General features: G+C 42.8%; 19 protein-coding genes and 8 pseudogenes. 14 read left to right on the top strand and 13 right to left on the bottom strand.

The genetic code is table 11. The features are described from left to right. Positions 1 to 38: 38 nt before the first annotated feature. From CTT30_RS22935 to CTT30_RS22900, 8 genes are all read left to right on the top strand, one after another. The gene (locus CTT30_RS22935; RefSeq protein ID WP_252037901.1) at positions 39 to 1,232 is read left to right on the top strand and encodes a DNA sulfur modification protein DndB; all 1,194 of its coding nucleotides are present in this window, start codon (positions 39 to 41) and stop codon (positions 1,230 to 1,232) included. Positions 1,233 to 1,243: 11 nt separating this feature from the next. Continuing rightward, positions 1,244 to 1,552 carry a hypothetical protein gene (locus tag CTT30_RS22930; protein WP_252037899.1) on the top strand — a complete coding sequence of 103 codons (309 nt, stop codon included), beginning with the start codon at positions 1,244 to 1,246 and terminating at the stop codon, positions 1,550 to 1,552. Positions 1,553 to 1,653: 101 nt separating this feature from the next. Next, a complete protein-coding gene (locus tag CTT30_RS22925) occupies positions 1,654 to 2,013 on the top strand; it encodes a hypothetical protein (RefSeq protein WP_252037897.1) in 360 nt (119 codons plus the stop codon). 100 nt (positions 2,014 to 2,113) lie between these two features. Next, a complete protein-coding gene (locus tag CTT30_RS22920; protein ID WP_252037896.1) occupies positions 2,114 to 5,464 on the top strand; it encodes a hypothetical protein in 3,351 nt (1,116 codons plus the stop codon). A 382-nt stretch (positions 5,465 to 5,846) separates the two neighbouring features. After that, positions 5,847 to 6,332, top strand: coding sequence for a hypothetical protein (locus tag CTT30_RS22915; protein WP_252037895.1), 486 nt, complete (start codon positions 5,847 to 5,849; stop codon positions 6,330 to 6,332). A 28-nt stretch (positions 6,333 to 6,360) separates the two neighbouring features. After that, on the top strand, positions 6,361 to 6,561 hold the full coding sequence (locus tag CTT30_RS22910) for a hypothetical protein (protein ID WP_252037893.1): 201 nt from the start codon (positions 6,361 to 6,363) through the stop codon (positions 6,559 to 6,561). Between the two features lie 108 nt (positions 6,562 to 6,669). Further along, on the top strand, positions 6,670 to 6,978 hold the full coding sequence (locus tag CTT30_RS22905; protein WP_252037891.1) for a hypothetical protein: 309 nt from the start codon (positions 6,670 to 6,672) through the stop codon (positions 6,976 to 6,978). A gap of 237 nt (positions 6,979 to 7,215) precedes the next feature. Next, complete coding sequence (locus CTT30_RS22900; protein WP_252037889.1) at positions 7,216 to 7,425, top strand: hypothetical protein; 210 nt, start codon at positions 7,216 to 7,218, stop codon at positions 7,423 to 7,425. 1,493 nt (positions 7,426 to 8,918) lie between these two features. On the opposite strand, the gene CTT30_RS22895 is transcribed toward CTT30_RS22900, so the two are convergent. The 10 genes and pseudogenes from CTT30_RS22895 to CTT30_RS22850 form a co-directional block, all read right to left on the bottom strand. Continuing rightward, positions 8,919 to 9,245, bottom strand: a complete 327-nt coding sequence (locus tag CTT30_RS22895) for a hypothetical protein (RefSeq protein WP_252037888.1) — start codon at positions 9,243 to 9,245, stop codon at positions 8,919 to 8,921. Positions 9,246 to 9,258: 13 nt separating this feature from the next. Next, on the bottom strand, positions 9,259 to 9,978 hold the full coding sequence (locus tag CTT30_RS22890; protein ID WP_252037886.1) for a hypothetical protein: 720 nt from the start codon (positions 9,976 to 9,978) through the stop codon (positions 9,259 to 9,261). A 165-nt stretch (positions 9,979 to 10,143) separates the two neighbouring features. Beyond that, on the bottom strand, positions 10,144 to 10,611 hold the full coding sequence (locus tag CTT30_RS22885; RefSeq protein ID WP_252037884.1) for a hypothetical protein: 468 nt from the start codon (positions 10,609 to 10,611) through the stop codon (positions 10,144 to 10,146). Positions 10,612 to 10,623: 12 nt separating this feature from the next. Then, on the bottom strand, positions 10,624 to 10,797 hold the full coding sequence (locus tag CTT30_RS22880; protein ID WP_252037881.1) for a hypothetical protein: 174 nt from the start codon (positions 10,795 to 10,797) through the stop codon (positions 10,624 to 10,626). A 9-nt stretch (positions 10,798 to 10,806) separates the two neighbouring features. Beyond that, a complete protein-coding gene (locus CTT30_RS22875) occupies positions 10,807 to 10,974 on the bottom strand; it encodes a hypothetical protein (protein ID WP_252037880.1) in 168 nt (55 codons plus the stop codon). A 153-nt stretch (positions 10,975 to 11,127) separates the two neighbouring features. Continuing rightward, the gene (locus CTT30_RS22870; protein ID WP_252037879.1) at positions 11,128 to 11,499 is read right to left on the bottom strand and encodes a hypothetical protein; all 372 of its coding nucleotides are present in this window, start codon (positions 11,497 to 11,499) and stop codon (positions 11,128 to 11,130) included. Between the two features lie 138 nt (positions 11,500 to 11,637). Beyond that, on the bottom strand, positions 11,638 to 12,276 hold the full coding sequence (locus CTT30_RS22865) for a hypothetical protein (protein WP_252037877.1): 639 nt from the start codon (positions 12,274 to 12,276) through the stop codon (positions 11,638 to 11,640). Between the two features lie 179 nt (positions 12,277 to 12,455). After that, the gene (locus tag CTT30_RS22860) at positions 12,456 to 12,761 is read right to left on the bottom strand and encodes a hypothetical protein (RefSeq protein ID WP_252037875.1); all 306 of its coding nucleotides are present in this window, start codon (positions 12,759 to 12,761) and stop codon (positions 12,456 to 12,458) included. Between the two features lie 61 nt (positions 12,762 to 12,822). Next, positions 12,823 to 12,972, bottom strand: coding sequence for a hypothetical protein (locus CTT30_RS22855; protein ID WP_252037873.1), 150 nt, complete (start codon positions 12,970 to 12,972; stop codon positions 12,823 to 12,825). A gap of 500 nt (positions 12,973 to 13,472) precedes the next feature. Continuing rightward, positions 13,473 to 13,763 (bottom strand): annotated as a pseudogene (locus CTT30_RS22850) (group II intron reverse transcriptase/maturase); the annotation flags it as partial. Between the two features lie 80 nt (positions 13,764 to 13,843). On the opposite strand from CTT30_RS22850, the pseudogene CTT30_RS22845 reads away from it, so the two are divergent. Together CTT30_RS22845 and CTT30_RS22840 are read left to right on the top strand one after the other, a co-directional pair. Then, positions 13,844 to 14,754, top strand: a pseudogene (locus CTT30_RS22845) (IS5 family transposase). 47 nt (positions 14,755 to 14,801) lie between these two features. Beyond that, a pseudogene (locus tag CTT30_RS22840) lies at positions 14,802 to 15,149 on the top strand (IS4 family transposase); the annotation flags it as partial. A gap of 40 nt (positions 15,150 to 15,189) precedes the next feature. Here the strand turns inward: CTT30_RS22840 and CTT30_RS22835 are convergent. Beyond that, positions 15,190 to 15,634: pseudogene (locus tag CTT30_RS22835) on the bottom strand (hypothetical protein). Between the two features lie 34 nt (positions 15,635 to 15,668). Continuing rightward, positions 15,669 to 17,085: pseudogene (locus CTT30_RS22830) on the bottom strand (coniferyl aldehyde dehydrogenase). Positions 17,086 to 17,329: 244 nt separating this feature from the next. Here CTT30_RS22830 and CTT30_RS22825 point away from each other — a divergent pair. The 3 genes and pseudogenes from CTT30_RS22825 to CTT30_RS22815 all read left to right on the top strand — a co-directional run bounded on the left by CTT30_RS22825 (position 17,330) and on the right by CTT30_RS22815 (position 19,655). Then, positions 17,330 to 18,037, top strand: coding sequence for a hypothetical protein (locus CTT30_RS22825; RefSeq protein WP_370689718.1), 708 nt, complete (start codon positions 17,330 to 17,332; stop codon positions 18,035 to 18,037). A 129-nt stretch (positions 18,038 to 18,166) separates the two neighbouring features. Continuing rightward, positions 18,167 to 18,616, top strand: a pseudogene (gene tnpA / locus CTT30_RS22820) (IS200/IS605 family transposase). 631 nt (positions 18,617 to 19,247) lie between these two features. Then, positions 19,248 to 19,655, top strand: a complete 408-nt coding sequence (locus CTT30_RS22815; RefSeq protein ID WP_252037937.1) for a GFA family protein — start codon at positions 19,248 to 19,250, stop codon at positions 19,653 to 19,655. 133 nt (positions 19,656 to 19,788) lie between these two features. On the opposite strand, the pseudogene CTT30_RS22810 reads toward CTT30_RS22815, so the two are convergent. Next, positions 19,789 to 19,887 (bottom strand): annotated as a pseudogene (locus CTT30_RS22810) (IS110 family transposase); the annotation flags it as partial. A gap of 81 nt (positions 19,888 to 19,968) precedes the next feature. Here CTT30_RS22810 and CTT30_RS22805 point away from each other — a divergent pair. After that, positions 19,969 to 20,912 (top strand): annotated as a pseudogene (locus tag CTT30_RS22805) (transposase family protein). Positions 20,913 to 20,916 lie beyond the last annotated feature (4 nt).

The raw sequence follows: 20,916 nt of genomic DNA, 5'->3' as shown, positions 1-20,916 counted from the left end.
GTTAACAATTTAACATCGCCACAAGACGAGATATCACTATGACGACTGACACAAAGACAACCGAGAACTGCATCCTGGAAAACAAAAAGATTACCGCGAATGAGTCGGTGCAGCTGTTGTGCATTACAGGTAGCGAGGGCATTGGTGATACACATCTCGGTAAAGTGAGTTTTGCGCAATACTGCGCGATTACATCGATAGAGAGCGCCGAGCTGGACGAGAAACAACGTATGCAGCGCTTGGTTCAGAGCAGTCGAGCAAAAGGCGTAACGGACTATCTGGTTGAGCGTAATAACACGGTATTCCCAGAAGCGGTGCTGGTGGTTGGAAGTGAAGCAGTGATTACCCCTGTTAACGCTCCGATCAGTAAGCAGGAAAATGGCACCTCTCTATCGCTTGTAGAGATTGGTCCGGAGGTGGACAGGTTTATCGTAGATGGTCAAGGTAGACGACTAGGGATTGAGAATGCGCTAGCTCTAAAAGAGTCTCTTGCTGGCAATCATCTGGATTTGAAAGTGGTTCAGGTTGCTACCGAAGTCATCTACGACTCAGCTAGCTTTGTTCGCCAGATCTTTAGCGATTTCCACCTCAATTTACGCAAGCCCTCAAAATCACAGTCAATTTATTTTGACAGCGAATGCCCGTTGTACGTGTTTACAACAGAACTGATGACCATTGTTGACCGCATGGGAGTTCCACTGTCGAGGGCGGTGGCAGTTGAGGGCAGACTCAGCCAAGGCCAATTTATGAACATGGCTACCTTGTCCGATTTCGTCTGCGGCTTCATCGGGGATACACCCGCGAGAGTCAAAAAGCTCCTAGCAGACAGTACGAAATACGACTACTACCTACTCGAAGTCGCTCGCTTTATCGAGTGTTTGTACGCGCAGTTTCCGTATGAGTCACTACTCTCCGCTAACAAGGACGTATGGAAGGAAGCCATTGATACCAATCTCTCTTGCTGCGTTATTGGACTCAAAGCGCTGGCGATGGTCGGCAATAGTCTGCATGTGGATGCTCAACTGTCTGGTAAGGATGATTTCGATGCTAGGCCACTGGCAAAACTCGCAGAACTGCCGTTTGCTGACAGAGAAGATCCGCTATGGCTAAACAGTCAGATATACCAGCGTATTGATAACAAGGTGAAAATAGTGAAAGGGAGCGAACGCCGCCTTGCTCGTTTGCTGTGCACCCAACTGCGAATTATCGCCTCTGAATACTGTAACCGATAGGAGTGAAGACGATGGTAGAGCAACTCGATTTAAAGGCCGAGCAGTGCCCGCACGTAATGTCCATAGTTCGAACCGCTCTACTTCGAGCGGTGGAGGCTGGCTTTACAGGTCAGGTCCAAATTCGAACCATTGAAGTTTCAGTGCCAGAAAAGCTTCAGGCTTTTGTCGCCTCAATGGATAACAAGGTATCCGTTCAAGTGGTTACCAGTTGCAAACTCGATGAGACGCGCCGCGCTCAGCTGCTGGCAACCGAAGATATCAGTGAGTCGCAATTAAGCCGTGTTCAAAGCGAGCAGTTCATTAACGTAGAAATTCATTAGCAATGGGGATAGCTTCAAGCTATAAGCATGTGCTTTCTATTGCAGCGAAAGTCCTTGTATAATAGCCCACCTCAAAAACATGGATTTAGGAAAGATAGCTTATGGATTTTGTGACTAGTGCGCTTCTTGGTGGTGCCCTTTACGACCTTGTTAAGTCGACAATTAAACCAACAGCTGCGTACGTTAAGGCCGCATTGGATAATTTGGCCAAGCTAGATGATAACGTTGCAGCTGCTATTGCCAAGGAGCTTGATAAGCGAGAGTTCAAAGAGGCCGAATCCAAGGAGCAACTTGCAGCCGTTATCGAAGCAAATACTCAGCTCATGAACATTATCAATGAACTCAACGCTCAGCCAAAGCAAGTCATCAACATCACAGCCAACGGTGGTGGTGATGCGTTCTATGGTGACAAAGTTACGGGTGACAAGATTATCGTAAACGGCGAAGACAGCAACAAATAGCCCTTAACACTCCTTAGCATTACCTATCGTCTTTGATGGGTAATGCCCTTTCTTCTCAAGCTCTTCGAAGCCCACTAATCTCAAGCTCTATGAGGTAACTATGAGCACTGTTAATATCACTAGTAACGGTTCAGGCGATGCATTTAATGGAGACAAGCTTGTCAACAATAGCGTGTTTATCGACAAGCTATTGGTGCAGGTTAATGACGCTGTTAGCCTTAAACCAATTCGCCCAATTCTCATCAAGGCGCTCAAGGTTTTTCAGGAAAACAAAATCAGTTCAGCATTAGACCGACTGGAAATGGTTAGTGAGATACCAGATTTAGACCAAGAAGCAAAATTGGCCGTTGCGTGCCTTAAAGTGATATTGACCGACGAGGTAGATGAGGAAGATACCAGAACAGTTGAGGGTTACAGTCAAGGCCAGCAATTGGAGTCGTTAACGCAAGGTTTAGCAGAAGCAGCCCTACTAAAACTCATCGAACAAAGAAAAGGCGCAGACGCTGCCCACCAGCGGTTTGAAGAAATATCCCAAACGTTAGATGACATTACTATTCCCCAGCATGTCTATCTTCGTAGACTTGCCACAAGGGACTACGTTGAGGCCATCTGTGAAAGTATCGAAACCTTGTCTGATTTTGAACTAATCGCGCTCTTTGAAAAATCCATAGATCTTTCGATGTATGATCACGCAAGAAAAGTGCTTGAAAGGCTAGAACATCTAAAACCATTACAGGAATTCAAACGCGAGAACGTAATTCTCCAGTGCGTTTCTAATCACGTGGAAATCGATAAGGACTTTTTCTGCCTAACTTACGAACAGAAAAACCAATTCGATAGGTTGTGCAGCGACCTCATACTATTGGTTGATGAAAGCGAAATACCAGACTTTAGGCTGCTACACATACTTTGCCATTTGTTCCGTTATACACACATGGCCAGCTTATCCATGGAAGACTGTATAAAGCGAAACAGAGAGCACATCGAAGCGAAGAACTTCTTCGACGATGCAATGCTAGCTTCGTTTATTTTGGACACAGCGCGTAAAGATATGGAAGCATTGCGCGATTGCGAGCCTGAAGAGCTAATGCAGGCACTCATCAACCAAAAAGAAGAAGAGCACTGTAACTTTCAAGCTTGCAAACTCCTCTATGAAAGTGGGGATAGCGATCTGATTATTGGTACGCTCGAAATACTGGCCGAGAAGGATACTGTTGCGGCTAAAGCCAACATGATTGCCTTAGCGGCAAAAAGCGCCCCTATTCTTGAAGACAATGAGTTTCCTTATAGCGATATCGAGAGTGCCATCCGCAGTTTCAAAGACACTACCCTCAATGCTTCGTTTGTAAATTTCATCGCACCTGAATTAGCAATGCATGGTTATCCTGAATTTGCAGTGCTGCTATCTGATATCGTCTTTGGCGACGAAACCCCATGGCTCTCTGAACCTTACCACTCCTATCTGTCTTACCTTCACGCATCAAGACAGTTCCAAACGCTTGAGGAGAAGCTAGAAGCCCTTGCTCCTGAAGATAAGGAGCGTGAAGAAATAGTTACGCTCTATTCTATATTGGCTGGTAACCAAAAGGACTACCAATTAGCCGCGCAGCTGATCCGCAACAACATAGACAAGTACCAGGAGAAGGAGTCCTTAGAGCATTATGAAAAAAGGAACCTTGTGTACTTGTGGGGGCAATACCTTGAATCGGTCTACTCACAAGACAAAGATAAAGCTAGAGAACTCTCATCCGAAGTACCCTTAAGCGTTTTTGATGATTACTTCGAAGACTACTCATGGCGACTGATGTTTTACTTCTGCCATAGGATTAAAGATGTTGCTGAGACGATCATAGATTGGTTCTGCGATGACCCGCATAAGAACGCGAAGTACTGTTTCAACCTCTTATTTCATGCACGCCAACACTTTTCAGAACAAGATTGGCCAATGGAAGTTGGTAAATACCTGCACGCGTTTGACTATACCTGTGAACACCAATCCCACCTTAAGCTGGTGGTGCGAAAGTTCTTCGTGTCCAAATGCCCCCAATACCTCATTGACAGTAAAGGTGAAACTGCCCAAAAGCTGATTGGTGCAGAAAAAGGGGATCCATTAATCTTGCAAGCTAAAGTGGTAACTCTGGCTGATAAATTGTCGCCAATTCACGCTGTCTACCATATTGCCTCTGCAATAATGAACGAAGATGAAAAAGAAGTCTTCTATATCCTCAAGCTTCCTGAGAATGCGACAGGCGACGAGATATTAGCTGAAATTGAGAAGATTACGGCACCTATCAGAGAATCGAGAGAGAAGCTGAAGCCAATAATGGAACAAGCCTCATTACCGATAGACATGAAGTATCGATTCATAAACGGGCAGGATAACTTCCAGAAAGCGATTCTAGCTGTGCTCTGTCCTGACATAAAGCTCTTAATCAATAAGAACGACGAGCCTTCGGAAAGCACACAATGCACTGATTTTGTAATTGATGAGATGACCGCCGTGCTGCTCGCCTGCATCGGGCCAAATCTATTCGATGACTGTAATTGGCACATGACAGAGAACGTTTATGAGCTACTACACCAATACTGCGAGGCTTATCAAGGCAAATGGCCTGTATACAATGACGACCATTACACGGTTTACTTTCAAGACTCGGATGAAGAAATGTCGTTGCCTAGCAACTTCATTGCTAACTTATCTCTCATACTGGAGCGCACACAACAACACTCTGATTCAAAGCTCAACATACCGTTAGATTTGAAAATTAAACTAAGAGATTTGTGCACTCATAACTTCCTAATGAGCCACGCTCTGGCCGCGAGTCTTAATATTGGGCATTTCTGTATCGATCACTTTACCAGAATAGTGTTGAGTGGTTTCGAGTCGTGTTCCACTCCACTTGTACCGGTTAACTTCCACGACAAGATTACCAGAAACACCAATATGGAGGTCATACATAACCTAATGTGCTTAAACCTTCAGAATATCTCCACCGCAATGGCGTATGCATGCATGGAGGAGGTAATTCACAATGGTGATGACGCTCATTTAAATGCCTTAGCAAGACTGACCGCAGCACACTCATCAACTCAATGGGATAGAGACAGCATAAAGATACTTGTCAGGGCGTGTTTGTGTAAGCTTGTGCAACTCACAATGCTTGATAAGCCACCAGGGGAAGAAGTACAGCATGTACTGATTGCTCTGCTGGAATCTCTGACCAGTAGCAAGACTTTGTCCGACGAAGAAATTGAACCGTTGATAGAGTGCTTGCCTATTCCACTCCTCTCTGATGAGTTTCTAGCTCGAACTCAGCCTAGAATCATTAACCTTTTGACTAAGGCTCTACGGCAAGCAACAGAGACTTATTGCGATTGCTTAACGAAAGCAGTCAGGAAGAACAATCACTCAGCTACGGGCTTCTGGGAGTCATTTGCAAGGCTATGTTGAAACACGACACTGACCTAGCATTAATATCTGCCAAGTTTTTCTAAAAAACCACAAGAAGTTGGCTACTACCATTATACATGGGGCGAGGTATAACCACCTAGCCCCTTAAAAACTCAGCGATGACACCAATGCTGGCCTAAGCGATTTATTAACGGGCACATGAAGCGCAAGGCATTGGCACATCAGCTATGTCAAAATCATCCACCAGCTTTGACATCAACGGCATCAAGTATTCAGTAGAGCTCAGAATTCCAGCTTTCGTAAAACATTCAACTGGCTTGTTTGAAGTATTTCACTTGCAAGCGTGTAATTATTTTATTGACATAAGCGATGTAAATAATATAATTACACAATCAAGAACAAAACAAACACGAGGTTACCTATGAACGAATATCAAGCGAAGTTAAAAGAATTGCTAGTGAAGTCAACAATTACAACTGGCCCTTACACACCGTCAGAGTTTGTTAAAAACACAGATCACATTGCCGTCTTGATAAATGGTAAGCCTGTTTACTTAGCGGGTGAATCTGATTGTGATGCATCAATCAATGAAGCTAAGCAGCTTGCAAGCAGTGAAATGTATAAGCTAGCTCTTAGCAAGATTGGGTTAACTGGTGAACTATCCTACGGGGTTATTTCTGGTTCAGACATTGATTGGCAAAGTTCGCATCATGCCATTGTAAAATCTGAAAGTGGTGTATTTGAAGATGGTCAAGGTGTAGGAGAGTTAATCGGCATCAACCTAACAGAGAATCAATCTTTGGGCGTTCTTATGTGTGTCAATGATTCTCTGGCCAGGATTCTAGATCCGCAGTGCCCAGAGTTAGATAACGGCCATAACCTATCATTTTTAGCTCAGGCTAATTAATCGCTAAGATTTGAAACGGAATAACATTATGCAGTCCAACCTACTTGAGCAGTGCAAGCATGCGCTACCACCAACACGAAGTAAGTTCATTCGCTATGTGTTAGAAAAACACGAATGTTTCGGCACTGGAGATCTGGAAAGTGCAGAAATCGAGCTTGCCAATCATGGTGTGACCAAAATGGAAGCGCATGAAGTGTATAGAAACTGCCTTTCCCTATACGTTTTCTAATCCACGGTGCCCCAGCCTAATGAGGTGTGACTGGTAAGTCTTTCAGCAAAACCAGCAACCATTAACACAAATGTCTGACGACAACAACGCGAAATAGGAGTCTCAGTTATGTCAGTTTGGATTGAGCTAAGGTGTGAAGAGTCTTGCGAAGACCATGCCGATGAGCTTTACACTGGAGGTAAAAATAAATATGGACTCCCTGAAACCTCTAGGTGTTGGAGCCACGATAATCGCGGGGTGGGTGAAATGTCAGGTAGTGCTAACCAAAGTTCCGTACTCCTAACATACAAAGACATAGTAAAATCCGCTAAAGCGATAGGGTGGGAAAAAGTCAAAGGGAATTGGGTCTGTCCTCACTGTGTTAAATACAGAGGAAACCAAGACTTAAAGAAAGTGAAACCTATTGTGTTCGATTAGCCGACTTACAACGGAAAAGACAAGAATCACAGATTCAACCGTTAGATTGTCTAATGACTTGAATTGCAGGGCCACATTTCAACCCGAATAAACTTTTTTAGAAAAAGTGAAGGTGAGTGGGCGCTGGTGGCCAGGAATAATGCGAGCTAGAGAGAAAGCTAATGTGAATACTCCTTGATCGCTTAACTCATGTATCTATAATAATTACAAATGATAGCCAGAGAGTCGAATTATCTTATGAAAGAAGCAAAAAACAACACTCAGCTTGTGGATGAACTACTAAAGCTGCACGATGTAGAGAATGACAACCAATTGGCACAGCTCTATGGGGTGCAACGTCAGCAGATTAATCAGTTTAGACAAGCATCCAGAGTTGGCTTACCTCAAATGATTATGTCCAATCTGCTTGATATGGCCACCAAAAAAACCAAAGGTAAAATTAGGTAGTGATTACATGCCGGTGAATGTTGTCATTCCTGACCATATGAAAACTAAGAGCTTCAAAACACAAGAACTGGATGGCCACACTTTTCATCTGAATTATAAAGATGGGGAATGGGTATTGACTGTAACACCCGAGTTTAGATCGAATGGAACCGAAAGTTTCGATGGATGGTGCCCTAGGTTTTACAAGAAGCCCTGTCGAGGAAAAGCAGCACTGACACGCTTTCTCGGCAACGAATGGCTCTGGGAAGAAATAAACTAGGTCGCTTCTTAACAAAACCATCTGTGTGTGTTAACACATTATCGAGGCTGGTGGTTTCTAGGTAGCCCATTTGCGCCAGCGCTTATCAATCTTCCTAACTCCAAGGAAGCTCTATAAGCAAAAATTGACTGGTCTATTGACCCCGCCTCATGCAATCCAAGCAATCAAATACCATCTTGTCCAATATTTGATCTTTCCTATGAAGAGGTTTTCCAGAAAAACTCAACCCTCACTTGCAGCATGTCTCCCCTCAACGCACGGCTAATGAGGGCGTGCTGATTCCTGTAATCGCATGACGCACCCGCGACTTTTACAGCAGCAGGCCCAAGGCATCTTTAGTCGGTCAAAGATTTCCAAAAACTATGAGACTAACCCAATTATGGTCGCGTCTTTGATGAGCCTGGGATTATCCTGATTCAGTGTGCGCTCGTTTTGATAGAACCCTGAAAGTAAAAACGCCGTCTAAAATGGCTGGCTTTTATGAATAAAGTGTTTTGAAGGAATGCTAAAGTAAATTCACGTTAAATTTTGGAAATTTTAATAAGCCCGTAAACTGGGAAGCGAATAAGAAAAAAGACCTCAACGATGGCGGTCGCTAAGGTCTTTTCAATGCAAACCAACATAGAAGGAGAAGCATATGCCGATTGAATGGTTAATCGCCCTACTCAATCTCGCTCTGGCTATCAGCCAGTTACTTGAACTCATGATGAGGTAAGCTTACATCAAAGTCACCGATTGCAGTCGGTGGCTTTTTTTGTGCCCACTTTCATGCAATACATAAAGTGGATACCTACTATCATAATCTCTGTTTTAACTATTGTGAAGTAATGCCCTGAAGTCCTGGAAATATCATAAGCCGAGTCATTGCCTAGTGCTCAGCTATTGATTATTCCTCGCGATCACTGTTTAGATTAAAACCTCTCATCGCATCCCAATGCACAAATCGCTTTCCATCGGCTTCGATAAACGGATAAGCGTGTGCAAAATATGCTACTAAACCGCAATGCGTACACTTGTGAGGAATTTGATTGTGAGTATCGATACGCGGTGCTTGTGGGTCGTATCGTAAGACGCCAATATCGCAAGAGCATTTGTAATCAACAATTTTAGCGGTACCGATACGTGTCTATCGGTTTCGCTAATAGAGCAATCTGGTTACTGTGGCTACTCGCTCGACTTCTTAGAGCCAGTGCTTCAGTGGCTTCATTTTGCGCCTTGGTTCTTGGCTTGTTGACTAGCTTTCAATAGTCGTATGGAAACTTAGAACGTTGTAACCACGCTCTTTCAGAAAGTAAGCTATAGGTTTGTAGGCAGGTTCATAGAAAAATGAGCCTCCACCAGTATCACACCAAGCACCTAACATAACATCAGGATATTCAAGCCCTTTTGATTCAATAGTGCGCTCACCTTCAAACAAGAAAGTAGCTTTGCGAGTAACATCCCTCTGCACTTGTATCGCATCAAACTCATCGCGTTCTGAGATTTCACGCTGTAGCGCCTGAGCATCTTCTTCACTCATTGACTGAGGTACTAAAAGTGAACCAAAAAATGAAATACTCATGCCATTTCCTTCGTTATACCGATTTAATGTTTTTTCGACGCTGAACCGCTTCAACCTCTCGGTTAAACGCTTCCAATGGTTCGATTAGGTGAGCATATCGTTTTTCAACATTTGAATACTCACTGCTCTTAGTCAGTGCTTGAATAGTTTCCACGGCTTCCTTAATTGGAACACTGGCCACCCAAGCATCTTCCTTGACTGAAAACGTCCATGCTCGATCTAAACATTCCTCTAAAGCTTCTAATGCCTTATCGCGCATACTCCCAACATGACGCTGACGGAGTGTATGGTCACTGTCCAAATGATGGTTGTCGATATTATGGTTAATATCTAACTCCCATAACTCAGGAACGAGTCGCATACGAGTATAGTTAGATGCCGTCACCCACAAGCAAAACTGCTCCTTAGTGAAGGTTTCATGGTTTGGGTTCAGAGAATCCAAAATCTGAGCAGCGTGTTTCTTGCATATTGCTTTTATGGCCGTAAGCTCTTCGTCCATGCGCTTTTCACGGCGAGCTTTCTTCTCTTTGATATGCGCAAATTTGCGCTTTACTTGACTAAGCGCTTGAACTGCAACTTCGATTGCTTCGATTTCTTCACGCTCAAACAGTTCATTTGCTAAGGGGTTATCAAGAACTTCTTTGCGTAAGCCATTGGAAAGCTTTGTCAGTGCAGTTTGTTTTTTTCGAGCACGCTCAGAAGTCCAGTATTTAGTAAACTCCATATCAGACATGCGTTTTTCCCTTCGTTATTTGTTTAATAGATTCTGTAAACAAAGTTGACGACCATGATTTTTGCGAATCATATAAATTTGAGACTCTGATGCACGTAACTTAATTGCTTTGTGTACCTTTTTGAGTAGGCGCTTTCTTTTTCTACAGAACATGAATTTCCCCCGTTAGACTCTTTCACCATTATCAAGCTGCAAATCGTCAACATTAACGTCAACAAGAACATGATCTTTCTTCTTGAACCTATGAACAGCTAGCGCAGCATCAAATTGTTCAGATGCAGGGTTAACTGGTACTTCAATTCCTTTTTCACGTAACACCTCTTGCATTGCCCCAAAAATGGCGTCTTCACGTAGTTGGTGAGCCTGTTCATAATCGGAGTAAGTTAGAACTTCTTCACCAGTAATGCGCTTGTATGTATCTTCAGAAACCCCAATAGTTTCTACCAATGTACTTTCTTCATCTTCCCATAAGTCGATAAAGAACGGAGCTGTATCTTTTGGTATGCTATCTTTCTTGAAAGCATCTAAAGTGTCTTGAACATCGCAATTTTCTAAGAATGGGCTTTGCACTTTGACACCATCATCAGAAGTACCTAGATACAAAGCTCGCAAGCTGTATGTTTTGTCTGACATCGTCTTTTCCCTCTATCCCTTCATGCACTCAAAGAAGTCCATGATTTGTTGTTTTTCACACATTTGCTGACGTTCTGTATTTTTCGCTTTCGTATAAACATCGAACGACATATAGAATGCTGCGCTTGATAAAACCAACGAAAAAGCCAAAACAAAAGAGATGATGAGTAGTATTGATTTCGGCATTCTATCCCCCTAAGAATCGTCCTGCTTATTTTTTCGGTACATATGGGCACTCATAACCAACGTTAAAATGGTAATTGCTGAGACAAGTGGTAACGTCCAAGCGGTAAAGAATCCGTAAATAACAATACCCAGCCAAACCAACATGCCTAATTCAAAAAGCCAAAATTTGTTAACCATTTCATTTCCTCTTAAAAGTAACCTTTAACCAGCTCTGTTAACCACTTGGCTGTTTAGCCTCTGATTGCCCTGCAAGCACAATAATTGCGGCTTCAAATGCTTCTCTACTCATTGCGCATAACCTTCCTATCCTTTACATCCTTACTTGATAATTTAACGTAATGGTGAAATCAAGTTGGCTCCTTCAGCCTTGGTCATGGAGCGGTAAGCTCGTACAGCGCTTTGCGCTGCATCCTCGTCCATGCAGCCTGATTGAGAGTAGCTAGAGTATATTTCAGCTCTAATGTCATCGAATTGACCAAGAGTTAAAACTACATATTTAGCCGATTTCTTTCTGGCCAGGTGCTGACTTGAAACTGCTATTTCATTAATGAGTCCATTAAAACTACTTACTGAATCGAAGTGTTCTAACCCGTCCGAGTCGTCAGCTTTAAACAGCATCTCTAATGTGCCGTTTTCAAGCCTTTCAACAAGCCAATCAAAAACCTTAGCTTTGTCGGATTGTTTAATGCCATCAGTGATCATTTTTACCCTTTATATCCTTATCTGGACTAACACTGGAAAACTAGGCAAGGCCAACGTTCCGCAGGTTTCCCAGAAAAACTAATATTCGCTAGTCAAAACAGGTTTGCTAGCACTGAAAGTCTGGAAAAGTCCAGAGTATTAACCTACAGCTTTTGGAATGGGTTTGAGTGATGTAGCCATCTCATCCAGCCCTCGAATTAGTTCCTCATGCCTAATTGGACGCTCTAATTCTTCAAGTCTAACTTGTAGCTTTCTCACCTTGGCCTCTAAGCGCTGATTCAGTCTAGATACATCATTTAGATGTTCAAAATCACCTGACTTAGCGAGTAGCAATGACGCCATACCTAGTTCTGCATCTCGATTACTTTCAAAGAACCACTCTTTCTTACTCCCTTTTCTATGACCAGAAATCACTGTCGCCTTGCCACGCCGACCTATATAGATCAATCCCCATTTAGGCGGCAACTCATCTTCTCGTATGAGATTTTCAGGACACATGTAATACCGGAAATTACCCATGCCTAGCTCTGAATTTTGCCTAAACGCTTTCTTTTTATCAGCCAAGAAATCACTACGTGATACCTTAACCTCTACAACAACACTCTCTGTACCGGACGCTGTTTTTAAACCAATGGCATCTACAATCTCGCCACCATTAGAGCCTGAATTAACTTCTGAGTAAGCGTTAGGGCATCCACAACCACCCGCACTATGGGGTCGTTTTAACCACGCAACCGCTTTTTTACACAACTCGTCATGTGTCCACTGCTTAGTCATTAATTCAATCCTTTTCCAGACAATGAAAATATACAGGGTGGATTTTCCAGACCTCAATCTAAAGGGTGATGCTCTTTTCCCTCGTCGTTAGTCTTACGTCTTTCAAAGCTATCACCCCATTGATCGCCTTGGTCTTTCCGTTACTTTTTGCAGTTCAGCAAAAGGGCTCCTTTCCCCCATTAAAGCGTTTTCGGGATGTTGTTAGCATCCATGAACGCACTAACCTTACTCACCAGTGGAGTTGCACTCGGCTCTGTCTCTAACGTGGTGAGTAGTTCATTCACGTTTGAAATGCAGTCGGAATCAACAACTAAAACTTGCGCACCAGTACTTGAAATGTGAGTTCCACATGCCGTCTGTAGTTGAAGTTCAACTACAGAATCGACCATATCCAAACCAAACTCTTTAGTTACTGCCTCTGTAGTTGTCGCGTTTGCGGTCGATGCAAGCAACATCAAACCCATTGTTATAACTAGCTTTTTCATAGTTCTCCCCTCGCTAACCAATTATAGATAATACACTGATTGATTAATGAATCCCTAGCTTCTAGATAGCTACGCGATCTAACCCAATATCCTCAGACATACATGGCTTTAAACCGAGTTTGGTCATCAATTGTTCCACTAGAGATTTGATAGGTAACTTTCCTTGAAGGTAATCGATACTTTGACCTAGGATTTGATGAGCAACAGTCATACACACTCCATTGATGAGGGACTCTGGGACTGATTTTAGCCTGCTATGTTCAATGGGAGTAAAAAGCCTCTCTTTGCCATCCTCTCTAACTAAAAAGGGCTCAGTGCTCCTTCTCTGCTTGGTAACGTGCAGGTGTATAAGATATTGACATAAATTTATTTTTTAAAAATCATAACTTTACAATCAAAACTAATAAAAAACATTGACAAAAGTTAATTACCCTAGTTATTGACAGTAATTGACTAAGTAGAGGCTATTATTGACACAGATTGTACTAGACCTCGTAAGTCACGACTCGACTTTAAGCTCCTGCCTTTAGTTATTATTCTGGATGTGAACCACACTATACCATGGATAAGAGTCATGAAAGGAAGCGGAGTTCTTATAAAAACTAGTGTTTTTCTGGTTGGGAGCAACTTTGACAAATTCAATCTATCAGGTGGATGACACTTGTTACCAAGTGCCCTCTTCCTAAGAACCCAGTGTGTAACTTTCACCTCACTAGGCTCATGCCAAGAACTACTAATTTGCCTCTTTGACTTTTTCTTTGCAAAGTATTCTGGTATTGAAATCCATTTTCATGATCTTTTGCCAACCGTAAAATTGCCATTGACCTTGACGGTTGATGAACTATTTAGAGGCAATCCAAGTTCTAAATTTCGTTAGATGACGCCTTTCAGCCCAATGACATAGCGTATGGAATAGCTTGTGACCTATATATTCGAATGCCTGTTAAGCCATGCAGTGTCGACAGTAATTCTACCAGCCCTCGGATTTATCAACTTGATTAAATGGCGTTGTTGCCTAAGTCAGTTGAACCTTTTCCGAGTCCTGCGATCTGATCCTTTATGAGGATTAGACTGGTGGTGATATGGGTAAAGCGAAGAAGAAGATAACTAACTGGGCGGAGTACAATACGTCTCTGTGCAAACGTGGTTCGGTTACGTTCTGGATAGATGACTCCGCCATAGATGCATGGCAATGCAAAACCCATCATGGCAAGCGTGGGAGAGGCTTTCAGTACTCAAGATACAGCGATTGAAACGGCTTTGATGATAAAGGGTATCTTCTCTCTGCCATTGCGTGCACTTCAAGGCTTTATCGACTCGATCTTCAAGTTACTAGATGTTCCGCTGACGTCCCCTGACTACACCTGTATCAGTAAACGCTCGAAGACAGTTCAGGTCAAATATCGCAATAAATCTAGAGGGGCTATTCGCCATATCGCCATTGACTCGACAGGTCTCAAAGTTTTTGGTGAGGGTGAATGGGAAAGTGAAAAAGCATGGTGCAGAAAAGCGCAGAACATGGCGCAAACTGCACTTAGCTGTTGATGTAGATACCCACGAAGCTATCAGTGCTGAAGTTAGCCTTGTCAATGTTGGCGATAGTGAAGTGCTTCCTACATTGCTCAACCCACTACGCAGAAAGGTCATTACCGTATCTGCTGATGGAGCCTATGACAGCAAAAATTGCCACGAGACTTTGAAAAAGAAAGGTAGTATCCCGTTGATACCGCCTCGAAAGAATGCAGCCCTTTGGGAAGATGGCCATCCCAGAAACGAAGCAGTAACCGCCTTGAAAAATGGGACAATCTCGGAGTGGAAAGCCCAATCTGGTTATCACTATCGGTCAATATCTGAAACTGCAATGTCCCGATATAAAGGACTAACAAGCGGAAAATTGAGCTTGAGATGTTACAACGCTCAAGTGGGCGAAATCATGGCGAATGTCAAAGCAATAAACAAAGTCATAGGACTAGGTATGCCTGTCAGAAGCTAACGGTTAGCCCTATATATAGCGTCGTTGTTCTTTAAGCTGATTTGATCAACAACGCCGTGTTGAGAAGCAAAACAGTCGAACTCGTCTATCAAGAGCTGTGGGGGTTATTACTTGGTTATAACTTGGTGAGACGAGAAGCTAGTCAAGCTGCCGTTGAACACGGACGCTTACCTAATGAAATCAGCTTTAAGTACGCTTGCCAATTTATAGCCAGCCAGCTCAAAATGATGAGTAAAGCGGTGTCTTTAGGTAACACGCCGAAACGCTTAAAGAGCCTTCGAGGAGATTTATCTATCCTCTTTATAGACAAACGCCCTAAGCCAAATCGGCCTAGGGCGGTAAAAATATCAAAGACCCGATACCCTGTTAATCGCTACGCAGCTCCTCTTAAGTGAACTACGTTGCACCGACAGCGGGCTTTTTTTCGCAAGGTGATCAACGAAGGTGAGCTGGGGTTTTCGTTTTATCTCTATTCAAGTAGTAATACAGGTAGACCAACGAATAAATTGTGACGAACGCATCGAGCGCGAATACACCACTCCAACCGTAAAACCATTTGGTAATCATTGATACAAACGTTGTACAAGAAAATGCCAACAAACATGGATTTCTCGAACGCGCTGTAAATCATTGTTGAGGTTCTAAGCTGCTTGTATTTCGCCGAGAACATGAGCAGAACACCGATACAACCCACCATCACTCCCCAATGCTGATAGGTTCCTTGCAAGTACTCCTTATTCATCATCATGACGTCATTGTAGGAAAACAAAGTTTTCATGCTCCACTCTGGTGCCAAAAACGTAGAGAATGCAGTGGCAGTCAGTAGACCTGTGATGATCAAATAGGATTTGATCGTTTTTTCAAAAAATCGCTCTAACATATTAATAAACCTGAAATTTAATTTAAATCACTTGCTATTTTCCAAACATATTCATGACTGCTGCTTTCAATTCGTTTATCTTCCGCTGAAAACAAGTGTTTTACTCTATGGTCCAAGCCTGTTTCCATTACGGTTTTAGCATGAGAGAAAGTTAAGAAGCCTTCTTTACCGTGATAATGTCCTAACCCAGATTCTCCAACGCCACCAAACGGTGCGTCATCCACAGCCAAGTGGAACACACAATCGTTGATGCACATTCCCCCGGAATGAACTCTGGTTTTCACTTGCGCTTGCAAGTCTCGATCAAAAGTCATCAGGTATAATGCGAGAGGTCGAGGTTTACTATTGACGATGGAAAACGCCTCTTCAATATTTTGATACCCGATAATTGGCAGTATAGGGCCAAAAATTTCTTCTGTCATAACAGTAGAGGTCAAACTAGGTTCAACCAATAAGTGGGTCACTAGACTATGGTTACTAGGATCAAGTGCATCGCTATGACAGGCTTCAATTCGAGTTTCTGCCTGCTCTTCTTCATCCAGCAACGCCATGATGCGTTCATACTGCCTTTGGTTTGCCATTGAGGTCAGGTTGTTCGAATACACTCCTTCAACAAACAAGCTTTGGTACCGAGATTTGTACTCATCAATAAAGTGCTCAATTTTGCTCTCTGGCAACAATATGTAATCCGGGGCTACGCAGACCTGCCCATTGTTAAGGCTCTTGCCATAAATAATGCGTTCTACCGCAATATTGATCGGCATGTCTTCCGCCACAATCACCGGCGATTTTCCGCCTAACTCAAGAGTAACAGGCGTTAAATTGGCCGCAGCGGCTTTCATTACGTGACGACCAACTTGCGTTGATCCCGTAAACAACATGTGATCAAAATTTAACGCCGTAAACGATGCTGCGATATCTGCTTCACCCTCCACAACTTGAACTTCACTGTGATCAAATACCGTTGCGAGCATTTCACCCAACACCTGGTTGGTGTATGGGGTAAATTCACTCATCTTTATCATCGCTCGGTTACCTGCTGCCAACGCTGATATTAGTGGCCCCACGGACAGCATAATAGGAAAGTTCCATGGTGTAACAATCCCAACCACCCCCTTAGGTTGGTAAACTACTTCAACTTTAGACGTAGAAAGCAAGGCACCTGGGTGGCGAATTGACGACGTCATCCAATGCGGTAGGCAGTCAATCGTATGATCAATATTGCCAATACAAGGCACGATGTCTGCCATCAATGTATCCAATTGGCTTCGGTATCCATAATCTAGGCTGACAGCTGTGCAAAGTTTGTCTGTATATTCGATTAGCGCGGACTTAAGCCTCATTAGTTTCTTGATTCTGCTCGCCTGACTTGGCATGGGGTTAGCTGTAAATGCTTCCTTCATAAAGCTAAGAGCATTTTCCATTTGCACTGATGTTAGATCATATTTCATACATCACCTCGTGGTTGATTTCCATACACAATAAACAAAACAAACCGGTCAGTCTAGATGCGTATTGTCAATTGTATGTCAGAGGTTTTTACACAAAAAGGGGGTTTTCTGATCAGTCCTACAAATATGAACTACCTTAAATATATGAGTCAACACTCACATAAGAGGGTAGTAGCAGGTGGAAAAAAGGAATATTTTTTGTCTCGGTATACTTTGGGCTGCATGTTCTGCTGATGCTAGCGATATATCAGAAGCAGAGGCTCATTCACAATGGCGACACAGCATGGAGATCTATGCATTGGCATTGAACATTCGGGGAGACAATCGAATTGGAGGTCTCTCCACTGATGTAAATATTGATCCTGCTTTCATCATGGATCATATCGATATGGGAGCAATGCTGCGCCTTGAAGGCATTTACGCCAATCAATGGGGTTACTACGTTGATTACAGCTTTATGAAGCTCAGTGGTCACTCCGATGCAGTGTTGAACACTAACTTGGAATTATTGAAAGGGAACGTAGACATCCGCCAAGGTGTGCTTGAAGCCAAAGGATTCAAGCGCGTTGAGTACGAGGTTGGCGCCATAGACTATATGGCTGGAATCCGTTGGTGGGACAACGACATCGACGCCAAACTCTATACACAGGGAGGTGCTCTAGACAAAGCGAAATCGCTCGATGAAGACTGGATCGATTATCTGGTTGGAATTCGGTGGACGAACTCGCTTAGTGAAGATTGGCATTTTCACGCGAGCGTCGATGTCGGGCTTGGAAGCGACACAGATTTTACAAGCTCAGTGCTAACAGGTGTGCGCTACCAAATAAATAGTTGGTCGGATCTTAACCTAGCCTATAAATCCACTTGGGTGGATTACGATAACGGTGATGTTTTCGCATATAATACCGCTTCCCAAGGCTTTCTAGTTGGGTGGGTTGTTCAGTTTAAATAAAATTTTTTATTTTCTGGCCCTAAACCACCTTCTTTAGAAGGTGGTGATCGTTCTTTTGGGCTTTGCCCGAAGAACGCTCATGTTCAAGATGTCCTCGTTTGCAACCAACAAATGAAGGAAATAACGAACATGAGCAGATATGAATCCGCTTCACACGTTTATCATCGGTGTCAATATCATATTGTTTGGACACCTAAATATCGACTAAAGATTCTGAAAGGAAATTTAGGCAAAGAGCTGTATCGGAGTATCTACGTTTACAGCAATATGAAGAAATGCAAGGTTGTCGAGCTTAACGTCCAAATTGATCATGTCCATTTAGTCGTGAGGCTTCCGCCGAGCATGAGTATCTCAAATTACATGGGGTTTGTTTAAAGGTCGTACAGCGATTAGGTTGTTTAACAAATTTCCGTATTTGAGAAAGAAAAAGCTCTGGGGTAATAAGTTCTGGCAACGAGGTTACTTTGTTTGATTCGGGTAGGGATGAACGAGGAAATTATACGTAGATATGTCAGGCACCAAGATCGTGTGGGAAAAGAAGAAGAGGAGCGACAAATGCTTCTAGGATTAGATAAATAGCAGTGAGCCCCCTTATAGGGGGCCAACCAAAGCCACCTGCTATGCAGGTGGATTTTTACTTAAAACGCGTTAGCTCGCCTATGTAAAATACTTCGCTAGTTGAATGGGGTGTCTGCAATTTTTGACTTCTTTGTATAAGAATGGATATCTTCAGTAGAAGAGTGTTAGGTGCGGCAGAGTTACGCCAAAGAACAGCATGGCGGGAAAGTGTTTGCAAGGCGCCACCACTCTGCACTCTGAGTACGGTGTTCCAATGAGAAGTTACCCCATCTTGCAAAGGTGCATTACCTTGACGGCGTAAGCTCCTAGAGTAAGTAATTGCCCCCCCCCTACTCGAAGTCGTTGTTCGAAGAAAGAGTTTTCCTTCATGGCCAACAAATATGTTCTCTTCCTTGGAATGTGCTTGGTATTGATTAGCATAGCAATGAGTATTAGCATAGTGGAATGAAGTGTGCGACACCTCATTAGATACACTGCGGTAAGGGTAATTAAATTATTCGTCAGCGGTATGCAAGTCTATCCGACCTCAATTGGCTAATCCACGATATTGTGATATTGATAGCTAGAATCGACAGGGAGTCATTGTGTCTAAGTGTGTTCGTTTCAATTTTATTTATTGAGGATATATTAAATTAGTGCAATACATAAAGGGTCATGCCTTTGCGGTGAAGTGAGCTTTGAAGTTGAAGGTGAGTTTGAAAGTTTTTTCATGTGTCATTGTCAATATTGTCGCAAAGATACTGGTTCCGCTCATGCGTCTAACTTGTTTTCTACTACCGCTGTTCTAACGTGGATATCGGGCGAAAACAACATAAGCACGTATAGTCTGCCGTCTACAAAGCACGTGAAGAGTTTTTGCTCGCACTGTGGTTCTGCTCTGCCAAATGTTCAAATGGGTGGGTCGTTTTTAGCAGTGCCTGCAGGAAGTATTGACTCAACAATTTCAAATAAACCAAACGCTCATATATTTGTCGCTAGTAAGGCAGAATGGGATCAAAACTTAGAGCAGGTTCCGATGATAGAAGGGCTACCTGGTTAAATTCAGGAAACGCATAGCAAACGACTATGGCATCAATAGCTAATTTTAAGCCATGTTTTCATTTCACCTGACGCCACCTCTCAACATTCAATTTAGTATGAATACCATTTCAAGCAATGATCTCGACTTCTTAGGGCTTTTCAGCTTTCACCAACCGCTGGTAGGTTTCTTTGAAAACTGGGTTACATTGCATTGATGACATCATCGCCGTGTAGAACATTGTGCATACTTGAGCTTAGAAGTGATGTTCAATTCTCAGACATAACTTTAAATGACTTATCTGTTTTGATAGTTCTCTGAGATATTGGAACAGATTATTACTAGAAAGCGTAGAAACCATTCTCCTGAATTTAAAGCTAAGATTGCATTGGCGGCGGCAAAAGGTCATAAAACTGTCGCTTAATTAGCTCAGAAATACAACTTACACGGTAACCAAATTTCTACATGGTAAAAGGAGCTGTTTGAGAATGAGCCTATGACTTTTTCTTTGAAAGTCAGTTGAGTCTGGAAAATGATTTTTTGGCTAAGTTATTCGGTCTTTAGACCTAGCACAGCGAAAGAGTTTGTTGTAAAATTTACCCAATTACTGATAAAACTCTAGTGTGTATTACTTAATACTGCTAGCTTTTCCGCTTGCTATCAATCCATCGGGCTCTCTGATGAAGAGGTTGATTTGTATCGCATGATTAACGAAATTCATCTTCAAGATCCGAACATGGATAGTCGATGATTTCAAACCGCTCTAGCAAAAAAGAGACATAATCTTAATTGTAAATGTATCGTTCGGGTCATGCGGACATGTGCATTGGATCCATGTCCCAAACCGAAAATAATATTCCCGAACAAAGCACTCCTACCTGTTACGTGATATCGCAGTCACTTGCCCAAACTAAATTTGGGCCATTGACATCATATTGTCCTAATGGCTGACGGGTTCCTGTACTTGGTTGTCATTATTGATGCTTATAGCCGTAAATGTTGCCCTAGCGTATGGACATGAGATTCTATATCAAAACCCTTAAGCACTATGGGCCACATAATGTTTTCAAATCACAAGCTAGCTTGTTTACCAACACTGAGTTCACTCAGAAATTAATTGACTATGGTGGATGGAAAGGGTCGCTGGACCGACTTAAAAGCTTACACGGCATCTCGTTAAGCCGAACTGGAAATTTTTACATTTTATAAGAAGAGTGTAACCATCAAGGACTCAGTGAACTCACCATTGATGACGCTTACTTCGGAAAGCAAAGATAAGCTT

This window comes from Vibrio coralliilyticus (assembly GCF_024449095.1).
GTDB lineage: Bacteria > Pseudomonadota > Gammaproteobacteria > Enterobacterales > Vibrionaceae > Vibrio > Vibrio coralliilyticus_A.
Note: the sequence above shows the minus strand (reverse complement) of the source record. Positions and strands in the feature narration are given on the sequence as shown.